Here is a 17623-nt window from a genome sequence, read left to right on the forward strand (position 1 = left end):
TTCTCGGGGCCTCTACTTCACCTCTCCCCGTCGGGGAGAGGTCGGCGCGGAGCGCCGGGTGAGGGGGAGGGCGGCTTCGGGATGTCGAGGCGGCGTTGCCCCTCACCCCAACCCTCTCCCCGACGGGGAGAGGGAGAAAGGTCGCTACAACGGCAAATTATCGTGCTTCTTGAGCGGCGCCTCGACCTTCTTGGAGGCGAGCATGGCCAGCGCGCGGGCGATGCGCTTGCGCGTGGTGCGCGGCGTGATCACCTCGTCGATATAGCCGCGCTCGGCCGCCACGAAGGGCGAGAGGAACCGCTCCTCATATTCCCTCGTGCGCTCGGCGATCTTGGCGGGGTCGTCAATGTCGGAGCGGAAGATGATCTCCACCGCGCCCTTGGCGCCCATGACGGCGATCTGCGCCGTCGGCCAGGCATAGTTCACGTCGCCGCCGATATGCTTGGAGGCCATGACGTCATAGGCGCCGCCGAACGCCTTGCGGGTGATGACGGTGACCAGCGGCACGGTGGCCTGGCTGTAGGCGAACAGCAGCTTGGCGCCGTGCTTGATCAGCCCGCCATATTCCTGCGCCGTGCCGGGCAGGAAGCCGGGCACGTCGACGAAAGTGAGGATCGGGATCTCGAAGGCGTCGCAGAAGCGCACGAACCTTGCGGCTTTGCGCGAGGCGTCGGCGTCGAGCACGCCGGCCAGCACCATCGGCTGGTTGGCGACGATGCCGACCGTCTTGCCCTCGACCCGGCCGAAGCCGGTGACGATGTTGCCGGCGAAGGCCGACTGGATTTCGAAGAAATCGCCCTCGTCGACGACCTTACCGATCAGCTCCTTCATGTCGTAGGGCTTGTTCGGGTTCTCGGGCACCAGCGTGTCGAGCGAGGCGTCGATGCGCTCGCCATCGTCGAAGCTCGGCCATTCCGGCACGCCGGACTGGTTGTTGGCCGGCAGGAAGTCGATCAGCCGGCGCATCTGCAACAGGCACTCGACGTCGTTCTCATAGGCGCCGTCCGCCACCGAGGACTTCGAGGTGTGCACCCGGGCGCCGCCCAGCTCCTCCGAGGTCACGGTCTCGTTGGTGACGGTCTTCACCACCTCCGGGCCGGTGACGAACATGTAGGAGGTGTCGCGCACCATGAAGATGAAGTCGGTCATCGCCGGCGAATAGACGTCGCCGCCCGCGCAGGGGCCCATGATGACGGAGATCTGCGGGATGACGCCCGAGGCCAGCACGTTGCGCTTGAACACCTCGCCATAGCCGCCGAGCGCGGCCACGCCTTCCTGGATGCGCGCGCCGCCGGCATCGAACAGGCCGATGACCGGCGCCCGTGTCTTCAGCGCGAGGTCCTGGATCTTGGTGATCTTGGCCGCGTGCGCCTCGGAGAGCGAACCGCCGAACACGGTGAAGTCCTTGGCGAAGACGAAGACCTGCCGCCCGTTCACCGTGCCCCAGCCGGTGACGACGCCGTCGCCGGGGATCTTCTCGGCCTTGTCCATGCCGAAATCGGTGCAGCGGTGCTGGACGAAGGTGTCGAACTCCTCGAAGGAGCCGGTGTCGAGCAGCAGTTCGATGCGCTCGCGGGCGGTGAGCTTGCCGCGCTTGTGCTGGGCATCGGTGCGCCTCTGGCCGCCGCCGAGGCGGGCGCCGGCGCGGCGCTGCTCGAGTTCGTCGAGAATATGCTTCATGGCGTTCCCTCGGACGCTGCCCTGTTACCCAGGCCCTGCGCGTTGGTCTTAGGCCCTTGCGAGGCAAAAGATAAGCTGTGAAAATGCGGATCGTAAAACTGTGAATCTTTCACAAAATCGACGATGGAAGATCGGGCGTCGTTCATGGCCGGCATGTCGAAGAAGGTGTTCGCCGGCCACGCCGTGCGCCATGTCCGCGAGCGGCTGGGGCTGACCCAGATCGACTTCTCCCGGCGCCTGTCGCTGTCGCCGAGCTACATCAACCAGATCGAGAGCAACCAGCGGCCGGTGACGGCCGCCGTGCTGCTCGCCATCAGCCGCACCTTCGACCTCGACATTACACGCTTCGGCGCCGACGATCTCGACCGTATCGTTGCCGATCTTCGCGAGGCGCTGGCCGATCCGGTGTTCCGCGGGCTGGAGCCGACGCTTCAGGACCTGAAGAACGCCACCACCCACGCGCCCGCCTTCGCCCATGCCTTCCTGCGCCTGCATGGCGCCATGCGCCGGCTGGAGGAGCACCGCGCCGCGCTTGACGACGCCGTGGTCTCGGTGGCGCGCGAGGTCGATGGCGGCGCCCCGCCGGACGAGGCCCGCCATCTCGCCCCCTATGAGGAGGTGCGCGACCATTTCCACTACATCGACAACTATGTCGACGGCCTCGACCGGGCGGCGGAAGAGCGCAACGCCGCGCTCGACCTGTTCGCCCGCGACGACGCGGTGGGCGTGCTGGTGCAGCACCTGCGCCAGCGCCACGACATCGTGGTCGACCTCGCCCCGGCCGACCAGCCGGAGGCGCCGCTGCTCGCCTATGACCGCCACCGCCGGGTGGCGACGCTGGCGCGCACGCTGGACCGCGCCAGCCAGGCCTTCCGCCTCGGCGCGCTGATCGCCCGCTTCGAGCAGAGCGAGGCGATCGACCAGCACGTGCTCGACGCGGGCTTTCGCAGCGCCACGGCGCGCGAGGTGTGCCGGTTGTCCTTGCAGAACTACTATGCCGGCGCGCTGATCCTGCCCTATCGCCGCTTCGCCCGGCTGGCGCGCGAGAAGCGCCACGACCTCGATCTGCTGGCGGCGATGACCGGGGCCAGCCTCGAACAGGTCTGCCACCGGCTCTCCACCCTCCAGCGGCCGGGCGAGAAGGGCGTGCCGTTCTACTTCCTCAAGGTCGACCGCGCCGGCAACGTCATCAAGCGCCACAGCGCGACGCGCTTCCAGTTCGCGCGCTATGGCGGCGCCTGCCCGGTGTGGAACGTGCACGAGGCGTTCGAGCAGCCCTCGCGCACGCTGGTGCAGGTCGGCGAGATGCCGGACGGGGTGCGCTATCTGTGCCTCGCGCGCGGCACCTCCAAGCCGGCCATCCGCTTCGGCCAGCGCGAACGGCGCTTCGCGCTCGGCATAGGCTGCGAGGTCTCCTATGCCGGCGAACTGGTCTATGCCGACGGGCTGGACCTGAAGGCGGCGGCGGTGGCCCCGCTCGGCGTCAATTGCCGCATCTGCCCGCGCGCGACCTGCCCGGAGCGCGCCTTTCCTCCGCTCGACCGCGAGATCGTGCTCGATCCCGACCGCCGCGGCGTGGTGCCGTTCTCGGTGCGCGACTGAGCCGGGCCGCCCGCCGGATCTTCGCCGGCTCAGCCTTGCGCCGTCTCAGCCTTCCGCGTTGCGGTCGTTGGGGGTGAAGCTGTGCACCCAGTCCGGACGCACGGTGGCGTCGAAGGTCGCCGTGAAGGTCGCGAGGTCCGGCATGTTCAGGCCCCGGCTGAGCTTGGCGTGCAGATAGGGCGCATCCTGCGTCAGGCGGGGATACCACAGGAAGGTGGTCTCGACGTCGAAGCGCACGAGCTGCTCGACGAGGCGGGTGAACCGCTCGCGCAGCACCTCCGTCTGGTCGGCGGCGCGGGAGGCGTTCCACAGGCCGCCGGGAACCGTGGCGGGCCCGTCCTCGACGCCCGTATGCTCCTTCTGCACGCGCACCCGGCTCGCCGCCGCCGCCTCGAAATCGCGCACCGGGACGAAGACGTGGTCGACCCGGAGTTCGGGATCGACGAGCAGCTCCTCGATATAGTCGCAGATCCAGGGGTTCTTCACGATATAGGGCGCGTGGGCCCAGCGGGGATCGACTTCAAGGCCCGCACGGGCGACCGGATCGAGATCGAGCCGGTCGACGGTGAAGCCGGTATCGAGGCCGAGCCGGGTAAGCAGCTGCATCAGGAAAGACGTTCCCGTCCGCCCCGTCCCGGTGATCAGCACGTGATGCCTCGGCCCGCTTCTCGTGAGCAGCGGCCGGCGCCCTTTGAACAGCGACAAATGACTTTCCCGGACAGGCCCGGCTCCCGATGCCGGAGCGCCCGACGCGTCCCGGCCCGGACCTGCGCAGGACGCTGCCTGATTCGGCCGCGCAGCGGTAGGGCGCGCGGACAGGCGTGATGCGGGCGTCGCGTGCGGGTCTCGCGGCGCGGCGCCTCAGATGTCGAGCGTGTTGTCGCGCTCCCACTGGGTGAGGTGGCGCGAATAGGCGTTCCATTCCTCGGTCTTCAGCTTGACGTAGCCGTCGATCAGCGGCGCGCCGAGGGCGTTGCGCAGCACTGAGGATTTTTCCAGCGCGCGGAGGGCGTCGAGCAGGTTGAGCGGCAGCTTCTTGGCGCCGCGCACCTTGTGGCCGTCCGTGTACATGTTGATGTCGAGCCGCTTGCCGGGCTCGCGGCCGTTCTGGATCCCGTCGAGGCCGGCGGCGAGCACGGCGGCGGGGGCGAGATAGGGGTTGGCGGCGCCGTCCGGCAGGCGCAGCTCCAGCCGGCCCGCATCGGGGATGCGGATCATGTGGGTGCGGTTATTGCCGGTATAGGTGACGGTGTTGGGTGCCCAGGTGGCGCCGGAGACGGTGCGCGGCGCGTTGATGCGCTTGTAGGAATTCACCGTCGGGTTGGTGAAGGCGCACATGGCGTCGGCGGAGTGGATCAGCCCGCCGATGAAATTGTAACCGAGATCGGAAAGCCCAAGCTCGCCGTCCTCGTCCTCGAACAGATTGGCGCCGTCCGGTCCCCACAGCGAGGTGTGCATGTGGCAGCCCGAGCCGGTGAGGTCGATGAAGGGCTTCGGCATGAAGGTGGCACGCAGCCCGTGCTTCTCGGCGATGGAGCGGGCCATGAACTTGAAGAAGACGTGGCGGTCGGCGGTGACGAGTGCGTCGTCGAAGTCCCAGTTCATCTCGAACTGGCCGTTGGCGTCCTCATGGTCGTTCTGGTAGGGGCCCCAGCCGAGCGTGAGCATGCTGTCGCAGATCTCCTTGATGACGTCGTAGCGGCGCATCAGGGCGGACTGGTCGTAGCAGGGCTTGATGGCGTTGTCGGCGGCGTCCGAGATTTTCGTGCCGTCGGCATTGGTGAGGAAGAACTCGCACTCGACGCCGGTCTTCATCTGGTAGCCGATGCTGTCGGCGCCCAGCATGGTGTATTTCAGCACGTTGCGCGGAGCCTGCGCCACCAGCTCGTCATTCATCACCAGATCGGAGGCGAGCCAGCCGATTTCCGGCTTCCAGGGAAGCTGGATCAGGCTTTCCGGGTCCGGCACCGCGAACAGGTCAGCGTCGGCCGGGCTCATGTCGAGCCAGGTGGCGAAGCCGGCGAAGCCCGCGCCGGCCTTCTGCATGCCGCCGATGGCGGCGGCCGGCACCAGCTTGGCCCGCAGCGCGCCGAACAGGTCGACATAGGAGATCAGGAAGTACTTGATGCCGAGCTCTTTGGCGGCATGCGCAAGATCGTTCGCCATGGTGCAATCCGGTTCCGTGCTGTTCCCCGGCCCGTTCAGGGCTCGTTGGTGATGCATATTCAGGGCCGCGATACCGGCCCCTTCTTGCCGTGTCGTCATCCCGGAACGGCCGTCGGGCCGTATCCGGGATCGCGAAACAGTCCGGCGCGCGATCCCGGCTCGCGCCTGCGGCGCGTCCGGGATGACGATGACTAGAAACCCCCGTTCCTCCCGGGAATCCAGTCGGTGCCGGCGAGCGGCACATTTGCCATGGCGGCGGCCTCGATGGTGAGTGCCACCAGATCCTCGGGCTCCAGATTGTGCACGTGGCTCTTGCCGCAGGCGCGGGCGATGGTCTGGCACTCCAGCGTCAGCACGGCGAGATAATTGGCGAGGCGCCGCCCGGCGGCGATGGGGTCGAGCCGCTTCATCAACTCGGGGTCCTGCGTCGTGATGCCGGCGGGGTCGCGGCCCTCGTGCCAGTCGTCATAGGCGCCGGCGCGGGTGCCGAGCGCCTCATATTCGGCGGCATAATGGGGGTCGTTGTCGCCCAGCGCGACGAGAGCCGCCGTGCCGATCGCCACCGCGTCGGCGCCGAGCGCCAGCGCCTTGGCCACATCCGCCCCGTTGCGGATGCCGCCGGAGACGATCAACTGCACCTTGCGGTGCATGCCGAGGTCCTGCAGCGCCTTCACCGCCTGCCGCACGGCGGCGAGCGTGGGGATGCCGACATGCTCGATGAAGATTTCCTGCGTGGCGGCGGTGCCGCCCTGCATGCCGTCGACGACCACCACGTCGGCGCCGGACTTCACCGCCAGCGCCGTGTCGTAATAGGGGCGAGCGGCGCCGACCTTCACATAGATCGGCTTCTCCCAGTCGGTGATCTCGCGCAGTTCCTCGATCTTGATCTCGAGATCGTCCGGCCCGGTCCAGTCCGGGTGGCGGCAGGCGGAGCGCTGGTCGATGCCGACCGGCAGGGTGCGCATCGCCGCCACGCGCTCGGTGATCTTCTGGCCGAGCAGCATGCCGCCACCGCCGGGCTTGGCGCCCTGGCCGACGACAACTTCGATGGCGTCGGCGCGCTTCAGGTCGTCCGGGTTCATGCCATAGCGCGAAGGCAGGTACTGGTAGACGAGCTGGGTCGAGTGCCCGCGCTCCTCATTGGTCATGCCGCCATCGCCCGTGGTGGTCGAGGTGCCCATGGCCGAGGCGCCGCGCCCGAGCGCCTCCTTCGCGTTGGCGGAGAGCGAGCCGAAGCTCATGCCGGCGATGGTGATCGGAATCTTCAGCTCGATCGGCTTCCTGGCGAAGCGGGTGCCGAGCACGACCTCGGTCGAGCACTTCTCGCGATAGCCCTCCAGCGGGTAGCGCGACATGGAGGCACCGAGGAACAGCAGGTCGTCGAAATGGGGGACCTTGCGCTTCGCCCCGCCGCCGCGAATGTCATAGATGCCGGTCGCCGCCGCGCGGCGGATTTCCGACAGCGTGTAGTCGTCGAAGGTGGCGGAGGCGCGCGGTGTCGTGCGCGGCGTGTGGCTGTGGTCGGTCATCGCGCCCTCAGTAGCTCGACACGTTGTCGACGTGGAAATGGTAGAGCGTGCGGGCCGAGCCGTAGCGGCGGAACTCCGCCATATCGACTTCGCCGAGGATGCCGGCGGCGTCGAGCTTGGCCGCCAGCAGCGCCCGGTGCTCCTCGCGCATTTCCTTCTCGATGCAGTCGGCCCCTAAGCTGGCGACCGAGCCGCGCACGAACAGCTTCGCCTCGTACAGGCTGTCGCCCAGCGCCTCGCCGGCGTCGCCCAGCACGGTGAGGGTGCCGGCCTGCGCCATGAAGGCGCTCATATGGCCGACCGAACCCTTCACCACGATGTCGATGCCCTTCATCGAGATGCCGCAACGGGCCGAGGCGTTGCCGTCGATCACCAGCAGCCCGCCATGGGCGGTGGCGCCGGCGGCCTGGCTGGCATCGCCCTTCACATGAATGAAGCCGCTCATCATGTTCTCGGCGACGCCGACGCCGGCATTGCCGTTCACGATGATTCGCGCCTGCTTGTTCATGCCGGCGCAGTAATAGCCGACCGGCCCGTCGATCTCGACCGTCACCGGCACGTCGAGCCCCGCCGCGATGGCGTGGCGGCCGGCCGGGTTGGCGATCTTCCATGCCGTCTGGTTGGTGTCGGCCGCCAGCCTGTGCAGCGCGCCGTTCAACTCGCGCAGCGGGGTGTGGGCGAGGTCGACCAGGGTTTCCCCTTCCGCCGGGGCGGCTTGTTTCAGCGACAGGTTCATGCGGCGCGATCCCAGAAGTAAACCTTGGCCGGCTCCGGCTCGAAGACGCGCGCGGTCTCGATATCAGGCAGGCCGGCAAGCGCGCGGTATTCGGAGGCGAAAGCGACATAGTCGTCGGTCTCGGCCATGACGGCGGGCTTGCAGGCGATGGGGTCGCGCAGCACGCCGAAGCCGGTCTCGGTGCCGACGACGAAGGTGTAGAAGCCGTCGAGGTCGTCGAGCGAATGCTCCAGCGCCTCGCCCAACGTATCGCCGCCGCGCATGCGGTAGGTGAGGTAGGCGGCGGCCACCTCGCTGTCGTTCTCGGTCTTCACCTCCAGCCCCTCGCGGGCCAGCAGGCGGCGCACGCCGGCATGGTTGGACAGCGAGCCGTTGTGCACGAGGCACTGGTCGGGGCCGGTGGAGAAGGGGTGGGCGCCATCCGTCGTCACCGCGCTCTCGGTCGCCATGCGGGTATGGCCGATGGCGTGGGTGCCGCTCATCGCCTCCAGCTTGAATCGCCGGGCGACATCGGCGGGCAGGCCGACCTCCTTGTAAAGCTCCATGCGGTTGCCCGCGCCGACCACGCGAACCTCAGGGGCGAGGCGGGCGAGCGCCGCGCGCACGGCGATTTCCTCGGCCGCCGGCACGCTCAGCACCGCATGGGTGTCGCGCGGGGTGACGCGATGGCCGATGGCGGCGCCAAGCGCGGCGAAATCGGCGCCGGCCGGTCCGCGCAGGGTGAGCTTCACGAAGCCGGGCGTGCCGGCGCCATAGACGGCGAAGCCGGCCGAGTCCGGCCCGCGATCGCACATGATGTCGAGCATTTCCGAGAGCAGGGCGCCGAGGTCGGGCTCCAGCTTCGGCTGCTTCAGAAACAGGCCGACAATGCCGCACATGGCGGAACTCCTGGCAGAATGGGGCGTCCCGCATCTTTTAGGAGTGCGGCTGCCGGCCGTCAATCAGACGAGAATAATATTTTCTTCGGGAGAAACTATCGGCGCCGTCGTCCCGGCCGCATTCCTTCAGTCGTCATCCCGCCTCGCGCGGATAGATGATGATCGACAGATAGGTCATCGGCCGCACCAGCAACTCCTCCGGCCCGTGGCTGGCGGCGGAATCGAACAGCAGCGAATCCCCCGGCTTGAGGTGATAGGTGCGCTCGCCATGGCGGTAGACCACCTCGCCGGTGAGCATGTGGATGAACTCCACCCCGGCATGGCGGAAGCCGCTATAGGGCACCGCTTCCTCGCTCAGCGTGATCAGATAGGGCTCGACCGCCACCTCGCCGCCGAGCGCGTGCCCCAGCAACTCGTACTGGTGGCCGACCTTGGTGCCGCGCCGCTCGATGCGCACGCCCCCGCCGGCCTGCACATAGGAGCAGTCACGCTTTTCCTCGAAGCTGGTGAACAGCGAGGAGATCGGCACGTTGAGCACGGTCGAGATCGCCTGCAGCGTCGCCAGCGAGGGCGAGATCAGCCCGTTCTCGATCTTCGACAACGTGCCCACCGCGATGCCCGCCGCGCTGGCGAGGTCGGAGACGGTGAGATCGAGGTCGCGGCGCAGCGCGCGCACCTGCTGGCCGAGCGCCTGTTCCAGCGTGCGCTCGCGCGGCTGCGGGGCACCCGAGCCGGTCGCGAGTTCGGCGGCTGTCTCGGGCGCCTGATTCCCGATGGCATCCGTCGCGGCATCCGTCCCGGTGCGGCGGCTGTGCGGGCTGTCCTTCACGCTCGTCTCTCCCTCGACGTCCATCGGAGCCCGTTCGCCGGCAAATGCCAAGCCCGAATGCCGGCGGCGGCGCGGCCGGCACGACCGCCCGCCCGCAGGCGGTGCGCCGATGCCGCCGTCATCGAAGCTTGGCATTCATCGTGCATCGAATAGCGCACATTCCTGCTGGCCGGATGGTGCGCGTCTCAATGTACGATTACGACATGATTGTCATCGGCAGCGGCCCTTCCGGCCGCCGCGCCGCCGTCCAGTCCGCCAAGATCGGCAAGTCGGTGCTGGTGATCGAGAAGGGCCGCCGCGTCGGTGGCGTCTCGGTGCACACCGGCACCATTCCCTCCAAGACGCTGCGCGAGACCGTGCTGAACCTCTCCGGCTGGCGCGAGCGCGGTTTCTACGGGCGCTCCTACCGGGTCAAGCAGGACATCGGCGCCGCCGACCTGATGGCGCGCCTGCACAAGACGCTCGACCACGAGGTCGACGTGCTGGAGCACCAGTTCGCCCGCAACGGGGTGAAGACCGCGCGCGGCGAGGCGCGCTTCCTCGACGCGCACACAATCGAGATCACCGGCGAGGCCGGCGAGGTCGAGAAGGTCTCCGGTGCCCATGTGCTGATCGCGGTCGGCACGCGCCCGTTCCGCCCCGACTACGTGCCCTTCAACGGCATGAGCGTGTTCGACAGCGATGAGATCGTCGACCTGCCGAAGCTGCCGCGCAGCCTCGCGGTGATCGGCGCCGGCGTCATCGGCGTCGAATACGCCTCGATCTTCTCCGCCCTCGACGTCGCGGTGACGCTGATCGAGCCGCGCAACAGCTTCCTCGACTTCATCGACCGGGAGCTGATCGAGGAGTTCACCCACGAGCTGCGCGACCGCAATGTGGGCCTGCGCTTCGGCTCCAAGGTGACGGCGATCACGCTCGGGCCCGATGAGCGGCCGAGCTGCAAGCTGGCGGACGGGCGCGTCGTCACCGCCGACATGCTGCTCTTCGCGGCCGGGCGCGTCGGCGCCACCGACCGGCTGAACCTGGAAGCCGCCGGGCTGGCGGTCGACCATCGCGGCCGGCTCGGCGTCGACCCCAAGACGCTTCAGACCGCGGTGCCGCACATCTACGCCGCCGGTGACGTGATCGGCTTCCCCAGCCTTGCCTCCACCTCGATGGAGCAGGGGCGCCTTGCCGCCTGCCACGCCTTCGGGCTGGAGCCGCCGCCCCCGCCGGAGTTCTTCCCCTATGGCATCTACGCGGTGCCGGAAATCTCCACCGTCGGCATGAGCGAGGAGGAGGTGCGCAAGCGCGAGATTCCCTATGAATGCGGCATCGCCCGCTTCCGCGAGACCTCGCGCGGCCACATCATGGGGCTGAACAACGGGATGATGAAGATGATCTTCTCGGTGAAGACCCGCCGCCTGCTCGGCGTCCACATCGTCGGCGAGGGCGCCACCGAGTTGATTCATATCGGCCAAGCGGTGCTGAACCTGAAGGGCACGATCGACTATTTCATCGAGAACACGTTCAACTACCCGACGCTGGCCGAAGCCTACAAGATCGCCGGCCTCGACGCCTGGAACCGCATGTCGCGGGGGTGAGGGGGCGGCGTTATTCGCGGGGCATCCTTCGAGGCCCGGCGGCGCCGGGCGCCTCAGGATGACGGCGTACCTGGCCGGAGGGAAGGGAAGGCGATCATTCTGACGTCGAGCCATCCTGAGGTGGAAGAGCCACGTCATCCTGAGGTGCGAGTGTAGCGAGCCTCGAAGGATGCTCGTCTGGGCATCTTACCCCCTCCTTCCGTGCGGCACGCCGGGCGGCCTGCCGCACGCCCTCCCAGTCGCCCCGCACCAAGGCCTCTTTCTTGGTCCGGCTCCACCCCTTGATCTGCCGTTCGGCTGTGATGGCGTCGGTGATCTGCTCGAAGCTCTCGCTCCATATGAGGCGAACGGGCCTGCGGTGGAACGTATATCCGGGGAAGGCCCCGCTCTCGTGCTCGGCGATCCGCTTCTCCAGCGAGGCGCTGGTCGAGCCGACATAGTAGGAGCCGTCGGCGCGGCGGAGCATGTAGACGAAGGCTGCCATGGCCGCTTTACGATGCCCATCCTTCGAGGCCCGGCTGTGCCGGGCGCCTCAGGATGACGGCGCATCTGGTCGAGTGCAAGGGAATGCGGCGCCCCGTGCCGCGTCATCGTCGATGACTGGCCGTTCAGACGTGCCGCTGCATTCCACAAGCACGACGTCATCCTGAGGTGCGAGCGCAGCGAGCCTCGAAGGATGCCGGCAATCGCGTGCGCAGGCCGCGAGGTCCTTCGCCCCGCGAGGTTAGGCCCCCACCTGCCGCCGCGCCGCCGTCAGCGTGTTCGCCAGCAGGCAGGCGATGGTCATCGGGCCGACGCCGCCGGGCACCGGGGTGATGGCGCCGGCGATGCCCTGCGCCTCCTCGAACGCCACGTCGCCGACCAGCCGGCCCTTGCCGTCGGCGCCCGCCACACGGTTGATGCCGACGTCGATGACGGTGGCGCCCGGCTTGATCCAGTCGCCGCGGATCATCTCCGGCCGGCCGACCGCGCCGATGAGGATATCGGCGCGCCGGCACACGCCGGGCAGGTCGCGCGTGCGCGAATGGGCGATGGTGACGGTGGCGTCCTCGCGCAGCAGAAGCTGCGCCAGCGGCTTGCCGACGATGTTGGAGCGCCCGACCACCACCGCCTCCAGCCCGGCGAGCGAGCCGAGCGCGTCCTTCAGCAGCATCACGCAGCCGAGCGGCGTGCACGGCACCAGCGCGTCCAGCCCCACCGCGAGCCGGCCGGCATTCACCACATGGAAGCCGTCGACATCCTTGGCCGGGTCGATGGTGGCGAGCACCGCCTGCGCGTCGATGTGAGCGGGCAGGGGCAACTGCACGAGGATGCCGTGCACGCTCGAATCCGCGTTCAGCGCGCGCACCAGCGCCAGCACCTCGTCCTGCGGCGTGTCGGCTGGCAGCTTGTGCTCCAGCGAGGCCATGCCGGCCTCGACCGTCTGCCTGCCCTTGTTGCGGACATAGACCGAACTGGCGGGATCCTCGCCCACCAGCACTACCGCCAGCCCCGGCGTCATGCCGGTCTCGCTCACGAAGGCGGCCACCTCGTCCTTGAGGCGGGCGCGCATCGCCTCGGCGAACGCCTTGCCGTCGATCAGGCGGGTCTCGACCATCAGAGGTCTCCTCAGTCGCGGAAGACGACGGTGCGGTGCCCGTTCAGCAGCACGCGGTCGTCGAGATGCCAGGCAAGCGCCCGGGCGAGCACGCGGCGCTCGATGTCGCGGCCCTTGCGCACGAGATCCTCGGCGGTGTCCTGGTGGCTGATGCGCTCGACGTCCTGCTCGATGATCGGCCCCTCGTCGAGGTCGGAGGTGACGTAATGGGCGGTGGCGCCGATCAGCTTCACCCCGCGCTCATGCGCCTGGTGATAGGGCTTGGCGCCCTTGAAGCCGGGCAGGAAGGAGTGGTGAATGTTGATGCACCGCCCCGAGAGCTTGGCCGACAGCCCGTCCGAAAGCACCTGCATGTAGCGGGCGAGCACCGCGACCTCGGCCCCGGACGACTGGAACAGTTCCCAGAGCTGGGTCTCCTGCTCCATCTTGGTCGCCTTGGTCACCGGCAGATAGTGGAAGGGGATGTCCGCGAAATCGAGATGGGCATAGGTCGCGCGCGGGTAGTTGGCGGCGATGGCGGCGATCTCCATCGGGATCTCGCCGATGCGCCAGCGATAGAGCAGGTCGGCGAGGCAATGGTCGAACTTGGAGACCAGCAGCATGACCTTCGCCTTGCGGCCGCGCGGGCGCATGCGCCAGTCGAGCGCGAAGCGGGCCGCCACCTCGGCGAAGTCGGCCTTCAGCACCTCCAGCGGGCCGGAGCCGGGCGCGCGGTCGAACATCACCCGCATGAAGAACCGGCCGCTGCCGGTGTCGTCGAACTGCTGCGCCTCGAGGATGTTGCCGCCGCGCTCGAACAGGAAGCTGGCCACCGCGGCGACGATGCCGGGCCGGTCGGGGCAGGAGAGGGTCAGGACGCAGGCTTCGGTGCTGTCGGTCATGTCGGTCTCATCGGAACGCCGCGACGGCGATGATGCGCGCGGGCGGGTTTTAGGGGAGATGGCGGGAGGAGGGAAGCGCGCGGCGCGCCGCCATCAACCTCGCCCCTCCAGACGCAGGCCGTACTCGGCCCCGGCGCCGATGAGAAACCGCGTGAAGCTCGCCTCATAGCTGCGCGCCACCAGTACGCGCCAGCTCGCCGCGCCGCTGCGCCACAGCGTGGCGCCGATATGGGCGATGAGCGTGGTCGCGGCGTCGCCGACTTGGAACACGCGCGGGTCGAGGTCGACCGGCGCGCCCTTGGCGAGAAGATCGGGTACGCGCGCCCCGGACAGTTCGAAGAGGACGAAGGCGTCGCCCTGCTCGGTGACGGCGGCCTCGCTGCCGAGCACCGCGCGCAGCGTGCCGGCGATGTCGGCCTCCGAGCGCGAGAGCACGAAGAAGCGCCCCGGCCCGGTGCCGACCACCGTGCTGCCGGAGCCGAAGCCGGCATGCGGGCGGTCGGCGCCCGGCCCGCCGAAGGCGCGGCCCAGCCGCTCGGCGACGCTGGCGCCGAAGCCGTTGCGGGCGACCGCCAGCGCGATGAAGGGCTCCTCCGTGGTGGAAACGAGGATGCCCGGCTCGCCGGCGATGCCATAGGCGCCAGCCGGCGGTACGCGGTCGAAGGCGAGGCCGTTGAGGGGGTCACTCATCGCGCTTCCCTCCGGTCGAGAACATTCCCATGCCGTCATCCCGGCCAAGCGCCACAGGCGCGCCGAGCCGGGATCGCGTGCCGGATATGCGGGACGATCCCGGCTCGCGGCGCTGCCGCGTCCGGGATGACGTGTGTCCGATGTCAGCCACGAAGGCGCTCCCCTTCCGGGTCGATGAAGCCGGGCGCGCAGATTTCTACCTCGATATCCTCGCCGCGCACCGGGTCATAGGCGCGCACCCTCTCGCCGATGCGCTCGGGCCCGCGCGTGAGCAGGCCGAGGCCGATCCAGTGTGCCAGATGCGGGGAATAGGCGACCGAGGTCATGTAGCCCTCGTCATTGGCCGTCTCCGGCCGCGCGCCGACGCCGAGGAAATGCGCGCCCGCCCGCAGGCGGCTGGTGCGGTCGACCGGCCGGAACCCGACGAGGCCCGGCCGCGCCGGGTCGGTGAGGCCGGGACGGCCGGCCATGACGCGGCCGATATAGTCCTTCCGGGTCGAGGCCATGCGGCCGAGGCCGAGGTCGCGCGCCGTGGTCTGGCCGGACAGTTCGTTGCCCGACACATGGCCCTTCTCGATGCGCATCACGCCGAGCGCCTCGGTGCCGTAGGGGGTGATGGCGAATTCCTCGCCCGCCTTCATCAGCGCCTGCGCCAGCGCCGCGCCATGGCGGGCCGGCACCGCGATCTCGTAGCCGAGTTCGCCGGAGAAGGAGAGGCGGAACAGCCGCGCGCCCACGCCGCCCATCACCCGCGCCTCGACGGCGCCCATGAAGGGCAGGGTCTCATTCGACACGTCGACGCCGTCGTCGACGATTCGCGCGAGCACTTCCCGCGAGCGCGGCCCGGCAATGGCGATCTGCGACCATTGCTCGGAAATCGAGGCGAGGCACACGTCAAGCTCCGGCCACAGCACCTGAAGGCAGAATTCGAGATGCTGGTAGACTCGTGCCGCGTTCGCCGTGGTGGTCGTCATCACGTAATGCTCAGGGCCAAGGCGGGCGGTGGTGCCGTCGTCCATCACATGGCCGTCCTCGCGCAACATCACGCCGTAGCGCGCCTTGCCGACGGGGAGCGCCGCGAAGCCGTTGATGTACACGCGGTCGAGCAGAGTGCCGACGTCCGGCCCCTGAAGGTCGATCTTGCCGAAGGTGGAGACGTCGATCATCCCGACCGAGGCGCGCACCGCCTTCACCTCGCGCGAGACCGTCTCCAGCCAGTCGCGCTCGCCCTTGCGGGGGAAATACTGCGCGCGCAGCCACGCTCCGGTCTCGACGAACACCGCGCCCTGCGCCCGCGCCCATTCATGGGTGGGGGTGAGCCGCAGAGGGCGGAAATCCCTGGCCCGATGGTGGCCGGCCAGCGCCCCTAGCGCCACCGGCGTGTAGGGCGGGCGGAAGATCGTCGTCCCCGTCTCCGGGATCGAGGCGCCGGTGAGGCTCGCCATGATGGCGAGGCCGGTGACGTTGGAGGTGCGGCCCTGGTCGGTGGCCATGCCGAGCGTCGTGTAGCGCTTGAGATGCTCGACCGAGCGGAAGCCCTCGGCATGGGCGATGCCGACATCCTTGGCGGTGACGTCGTTCTGGAGATCCACGAAGGCGGCGCCGCGCGATTCTCTCACATGCCAGAACGGGGTCAGCGCGAAGGGCGCGTCCTCGACCTCCGGCACGTCGAGCGGCGGCACCGGGAAGCCGAGCGCCCCGGCCGCCTCGGCCCCCTTCGCGGCGCCTTCGCGCAGGGCGGCGCCGAGCCCGAACGCGCCGTTGGCGGCGCCCGCCACGCTCATTCCCGGCGGCGCGGTGCCCGGCACGAAGGCGGCGATGGCCTCGTTCCACGCCGGCTTGCCGCCATGATGGCAGGTGAGGTGCAGGGCCGGCGACCAGCCGCCGGAAACCGCCAGCGTGTCGGCGGCGATGCGCTCGCGCCCGCCGGGGCCGAGCACGTCGATGGTGCGCAGCGTGCGCCCCTGCGTGGCGATCACCCGGGCGTCGGTGAAGACCCGGACGCCCCGCGCGCGGGCCGCGTCCACCAGCGTCGGCGCTACGTCGGCGCGCGTGTCGACGATGGTCTCGACATTGGCACCGGCCGCACCCGCCGCCAGCAGGCCGTGCCACGCCGCGTCGTTGTTGGCGAACAGGGCGATATGCCGGCCCGGCAGCACGGCATGGCGGTGCACATAGGTGCCGACCGCGCCGGCCAGCATCACGCCGGGCCGGTCATTGCCGCCGAACACGATGGGCCGCTCGGTGGCGCCGGCCGCCAGCACGGCGCGCCGCGCCACGATCCGCCACAGGCGTTGGCGCGGCTGGAACGGCGCGGGAACGGTGAGATGGTCGGCGACGCGCTCCAGCGCGCCATAGGTGCCGCCGTCATAGACGCCGAACACGGTGGTGCGGGTCATGACCCGCACATTGGGCAGGCTCGTCAGTTCGGCCGCGACATGGGCGGCGAAGGCGGCGGCCGGCTGGCCGTGCACCTCGGCGGGCGCCCCGTTGAGCCGTCCGCCGGGCAGAAAGTCCTCGTCGGCGAGGATCACCCGCGCGCCGGTGCGCCCGGCCGCCAGCGCCGCCATCAGCCCGGCCGGGCCGGCGCCGATCACCAGCACGTCGCAGAAGGCGGTGGCCTTCTCGTAATGGTCGGGGTCGGCCTCGGCGGCGGCGCGCCCGAGGCCGGCGGCGCGGCGGATGACCGGCTCGTACAGCTTCTCCCAGAAGGCAGCCGGCCACATGAAGGTCTTGTAGTAGAAGCCGGCGCCGAGGAAGGGCGACAGGAAACGGTTGAGGCTCAGCAGGTCGAGCCCGAGCGAGGGCCAGCGGTTCTGGCTGGTGGCTTCCAGCCCGTCATACAGCTCGGTCACGGTGGCGCGGCTGTTGGGCTCGCGCCGGGCGTCGCGGCGCAGCTCGACCAGCGCGTTCGGCTCCTCGGTCCCGGCCGAGAAGATGCCGCGCGGGCGGTGATATTTGAAGGAGCGCCCGACGAGGCGCACCCCGTTCGCCAGCAGCGCCGAGGCCAGCGTGTCGCCGGCATAGCCGTGATAGCGATGGCCGTCGAAGCCGAAGTCGAGCGGCCGCGCGCGGTCGACCAGCCCGCCGGCTTCCAGCCGGTTGCGGTTGCGGCGGCTCATGGCGCGGCTCCCGGCATGCCCACCTGCGCGCTGTCTCGGCGCGCCGGCTCGGCGGAGGCGATGGCATGGGTGCGGGTGTCGCGCGTCACGCGCAGCCACTGGCGGCAGCCATTGGCGTGATACCACCACTCCCGATGCGTCCCGGCCGGGTTGTCGCGGAGATAGACGTAATCGTGGAACGCCTGCTCTGCGTCCGGCGCCGCCGGGTCGGGGCGCGTCAGCGTGGCGTCGCCGAGATAGGCGAACTCATGGGCGTCGCGCTCGCCGCAATAGGGGCAGGGGATACGCATCAGAAGAGGTCTCCGCCGTGACGAGGCCCCTCACCCCGAC

14 protein-coding genes and 1 pseudogene are annotated in these 17623 nt (G+C 69.4%); 2 read left to right on the forward strand and 13 right to left on the reverse strand.

Annotated elements, in window-relative coordinates:
• Positions 1 to 144: 144 nt before the first annotated feature.
• The gene (locus tag GBB76_RS17670; RefSeq protein WP_152304516.1) at positions 145 to 1680 is read right to left on the reverse strand and encodes an acyl-CoA carboxylase subunit beta; all 1536 of its coding nucleotides are present in this window, start codon (positions 1678 to 1680) and stop codon (positions 145 to 147) included.
• A 144-nt stretch (positions 1681 to 1824) separates the two neighbouring features.
• Here GBB76_RS17670 and GBB76_RS17675 point away from each other — a divergent pair, with 144 nt between their 5' ends.
• Entirely contained in the window at positions 1825 to 3282 is a 1458-nt protein-coding gene (locus GBB76_RS17675) for a short-chain fatty acyl-CoA regulator family protein (RefSeq protein ID WP_152304517.1), read from the forward strand.
• A 45-nt stretch (positions 3283 to 3327) separates the two neighbouring features.
• On the opposite strand, the gene GBB76_RS17680 is transcribed toward GBB76_RS17675, so the two are convergent.
• The 6 genes from GBB76_RS17680 to GBB76_RS17705 form a co-directional block, all read right to left on the reverse strand.
• Positions 3328 to 3888, reverse strand: coding sequence for a hypothetical protein (locus GBB76_RS17680; protein ID WP_152304518.1), 561 nt, complete (start codon positions 3886 to 3888; stop codon positions 3328 to 3330).
• Positions 3889 to 4143: 255 nt separating this feature from the next.
• On the reverse strand, positions 4144 to 5448 hold the full coding sequence (gene glnT / locus GBB76_RS17685; RefSeq protein ID WP_152304519.1) for a type III glutamate--ammonia ligase: 1305 nt from the start codon (positions 5446 to 5448) through the stop codon (positions 4144 to 4146).
• A gap of 191 nt (positions 5449 to 5639) precedes the next feature.
• Entirely contained in the window at positions 5640 to 6977 is a 1338-nt protein-coding gene (locus GBB76_RS17690; RefSeq protein WP_152304520.1) for an FMN-binding glutamate synthase family protein, read from the reverse strand.
• Positions 6978 to 6984: 7 nt separating this feature from the next.
• Positions 6985 to 7713 (reverse strand): protein glxC, encoded by a 729-nt coding sequence (locus tag GBB76_RS17695; protein ID WP_152304521.1) that lies wholly within the window; start codon positions 7711 to 7713, stop codon positions 6985 to 6987.
• The gene (locus tag GBB76_RS17700; protein WP_152304522.1) at positions 7710 to 8591 is read right to left on the reverse strand and encodes a glutamine amidotransferase family protein; all 882 of its coding nucleotides are present in this window, start codon (positions 8589 to 8591) and stop codon (positions 7710 to 7712) included. Before GBB76_RS17700 ends, GBB76_RS17695 begins: the two co-directional genes overlap by 4 nt.
• A 133-nt stretch (positions 8592 to 8724) precedes the next feature.
• Positions 8725 to 9444, reverse strand: a complete 720-nt coding sequence (locus GBB76_RS17705) for an XRE family transcriptional regulator (protein WP_152304523.1) — start codon at positions 9442 to 9444, stop codon at positions 8725 to 8727.
• Between the two features lie 164 nt (positions 9445 to 9608).
• On the opposite strand from GBB76_RS17705, the gene sthA reads away from it, so the two are divergent.
• Entirely contained in the window at positions 9609 to 11003 is a 1395-nt protein-coding gene (gene sthA, locus GBB76_RS17710) for a Si-specific NAD(P)(+) transhydrogenase (protein WP_152304524.1), read from the forward strand.
• Positions 11004 to 11199: 196 nt separating this feature from the next.
• Here the strand turns inward: sthA and GBB76_RS17715 are convergent.
• The 6 genes and pseudogenes from GBB76_RS17715 to GBB76_RS17740 all read right to left on the reverse strand — a co-directional run.
• A pseudogene (locus GBB76_RS17715) lies at positions 11200 to 11487 on the reverse strand (GIY-YIG nuclease family protein); the annotation flags it as partial.
• Positions 11488 to 11727: 240 nt separating this feature from the next.
• On the reverse strand, positions 11728 to 12600 hold the full coding sequence (folD, locus tag GBB76_RS17720) for a bifunctional methylenetetrahydrofolate dehydrogenase/methenyltetrahydrofolate cyclohydrolase FolD (RefSeq protein ID WP_152304526.1): 873 nt from the start codon (positions 12598 to 12600) through the stop codon (positions 11728 to 11730).
• Between the two features lie 11 nt (positions 12601 to 12611).
• Complete coding sequence (gene purU, locus GBB76_RS17725; RefSeq protein ID WP_152304527.1) at positions 12612 to 13481, reverse strand: formyltetrahydrofolate deformylase; 870 nt, start codon at positions 13479 to 13481, stop codon at positions 12612 to 12614.
• Between the two features lie 93 nt (positions 13482 to 13574).
• Positions 13575 to 14171 (reverse strand): sarcosine oxidase subunit gamma, encoded by a 597-nt coding sequence (locus GBB76_RS17730; RefSeq protein ID WP_152304528.1) that lies wholly within the window; start codon positions 14169 to 14171, stop codon positions 13575 to 13577.
• 143 nt (positions 14172 to 14314) lie between these two features.
• Positions 14315 to 17293 carry a sarcosine oxidase subunit alpha family protein gene (locus GBB76_RS17735; RefSeq protein ID WP_152304529.1) on the reverse strand — a complete coding sequence of 993 codons (2979 nt, stop codon included), beginning with the start codon at positions 17291 to 17293 and terminating at the stop codon, positions 14315 to 14317.
• Positions 17290 to 17583 (reverse strand): sarcosine oxidase subunit delta, encoded by a 294-nt coding sequence (locus tag GBB76_RS17740; protein ID WP_152304530.1) that lies wholly within the window; start codon positions 17581 to 17583, stop codon positions 17290 to 17292. Before GBB76_RS17740 ends, GBB76_RS17735 begins: the two co-directional genes overlap by 4 nt.
• Positions 17584 to 17623 lie beyond the last annotated feature (40 nt).

Source organism: Ancylobacter sp. TS-1 (genome assembly GCF_009223885.1).
In the GTDB taxonomy this organism is placed as follows: Bacteria; Pseudomonadota; Alphaproteobacteria; order Rhizobiales; family Xanthobacteraceae; genus Ancylobacter.

What these genes read in the sequence shown, in the direction of transcription:
- GBB76_RS17670 (WP_152304516.1), bottom strand. Translation starts at nt 1,680, where the DNA reads ATGAAGCATATTCTCGACGAACTCGAGCAGCGCCGCGCCGGCGCCCGC.
- GBB76_RS17675 (WP_152304517.1), top strand. Translation starts at nt 1,825, where the DNA reads ATGGCCGGCATGTCGAAGAAGGTGTTCGCCGGCCACGCCGTGCGCCAT.
- GBB76_RS17680 (WP_152304518.1), bottom strand. Translation starts at nt 3,888, where the DNA reads ATGCAGCTGCTTACCCGGCTCGGCCTCGATACCGGCTTCACCGTCGAC.
- glnT (WP_152304519.1), bottom strand. Translation starts at nt 5,448, where the DNA reads ATGGCGAACGATCTTGCGCATGCCGCCAAAGAGCTCGGCATCAAGTAC.
- GBB76_RS17690 (WP_152304520.1), bottom strand. Translation starts at nt 6,977, where the DNA reads ATGACCGACCACAGCCACACGCCGCGCACGACACCGCGCGCCTCCGCC.
- GBB76_RS17695 (WP_152304521.1), bottom strand. Translation starts at nt 7,713, where the DNA reads ATGAACCTGTCGCTGAAACAAGCCGCCCCGGCGGAAGGGGAAACCCTG.
- GBB76_RS17700 (WP_152304522.1), bottom strand. Translation starts at nt 8,591, where the DNA reads ATGTGCGGCATTGTCGGCCTGTTTCTGAAGCAGCCGAAGCTGGAGCCC.
- GBB76_RS17705 (WP_152304523.1), bottom strand. Translation starts at nt 9,444, where the DNA reads ATGGACGTCGAGGGAGAGACGAGCGTGAAGGACAGCCCGCACAGCCGC.
- sthA (WP_152304524.1), top strand. Translation starts at nt 9,609, where the DNA reads ATGTACGATTACGACATGATTGTCATCGGCAGCGGCCCTTCCGGCCGC.
- folD (WP_152304526.1), bottom strand. Translation starts at nt 12,600, where the DNA reads ATGGTCGAGACCCGCCTGATCGACGGCAAGGCGTTCGCCGAGGCGATG.
- purU (WP_152304527.1), bottom strand. Translation starts at nt 13,481, where the DNA reads ATGACCGACAGCACCGAAGCCTGCGTCCTGACCCTCTCCTGCCCCGAC.
- GBB76_RS17730 (WP_152304528.1), bottom strand. Translation starts at nt 14,171, where the DNA reads ATGAGTGACCCCCTCAACGGCCTCGCCTTCGACCGCGTACCGCCGGCT.
- GBB76_RS17735 (WP_152304529.1), bottom strand. Translation starts at nt 17,293, where the DNA reads ATGAGCCGCCGCAACCGCAACCGGCTGGAAGCCGGCGGGCTGGTCGAC.
- GBB76_RS17740 (WP_152304530.1), bottom strand. Translation starts at nt 17,583, where the DNA reads ATGCGTATCCCCTGCCCCTATTGCGGCGAGCGCGACGCCCATGAGTTC.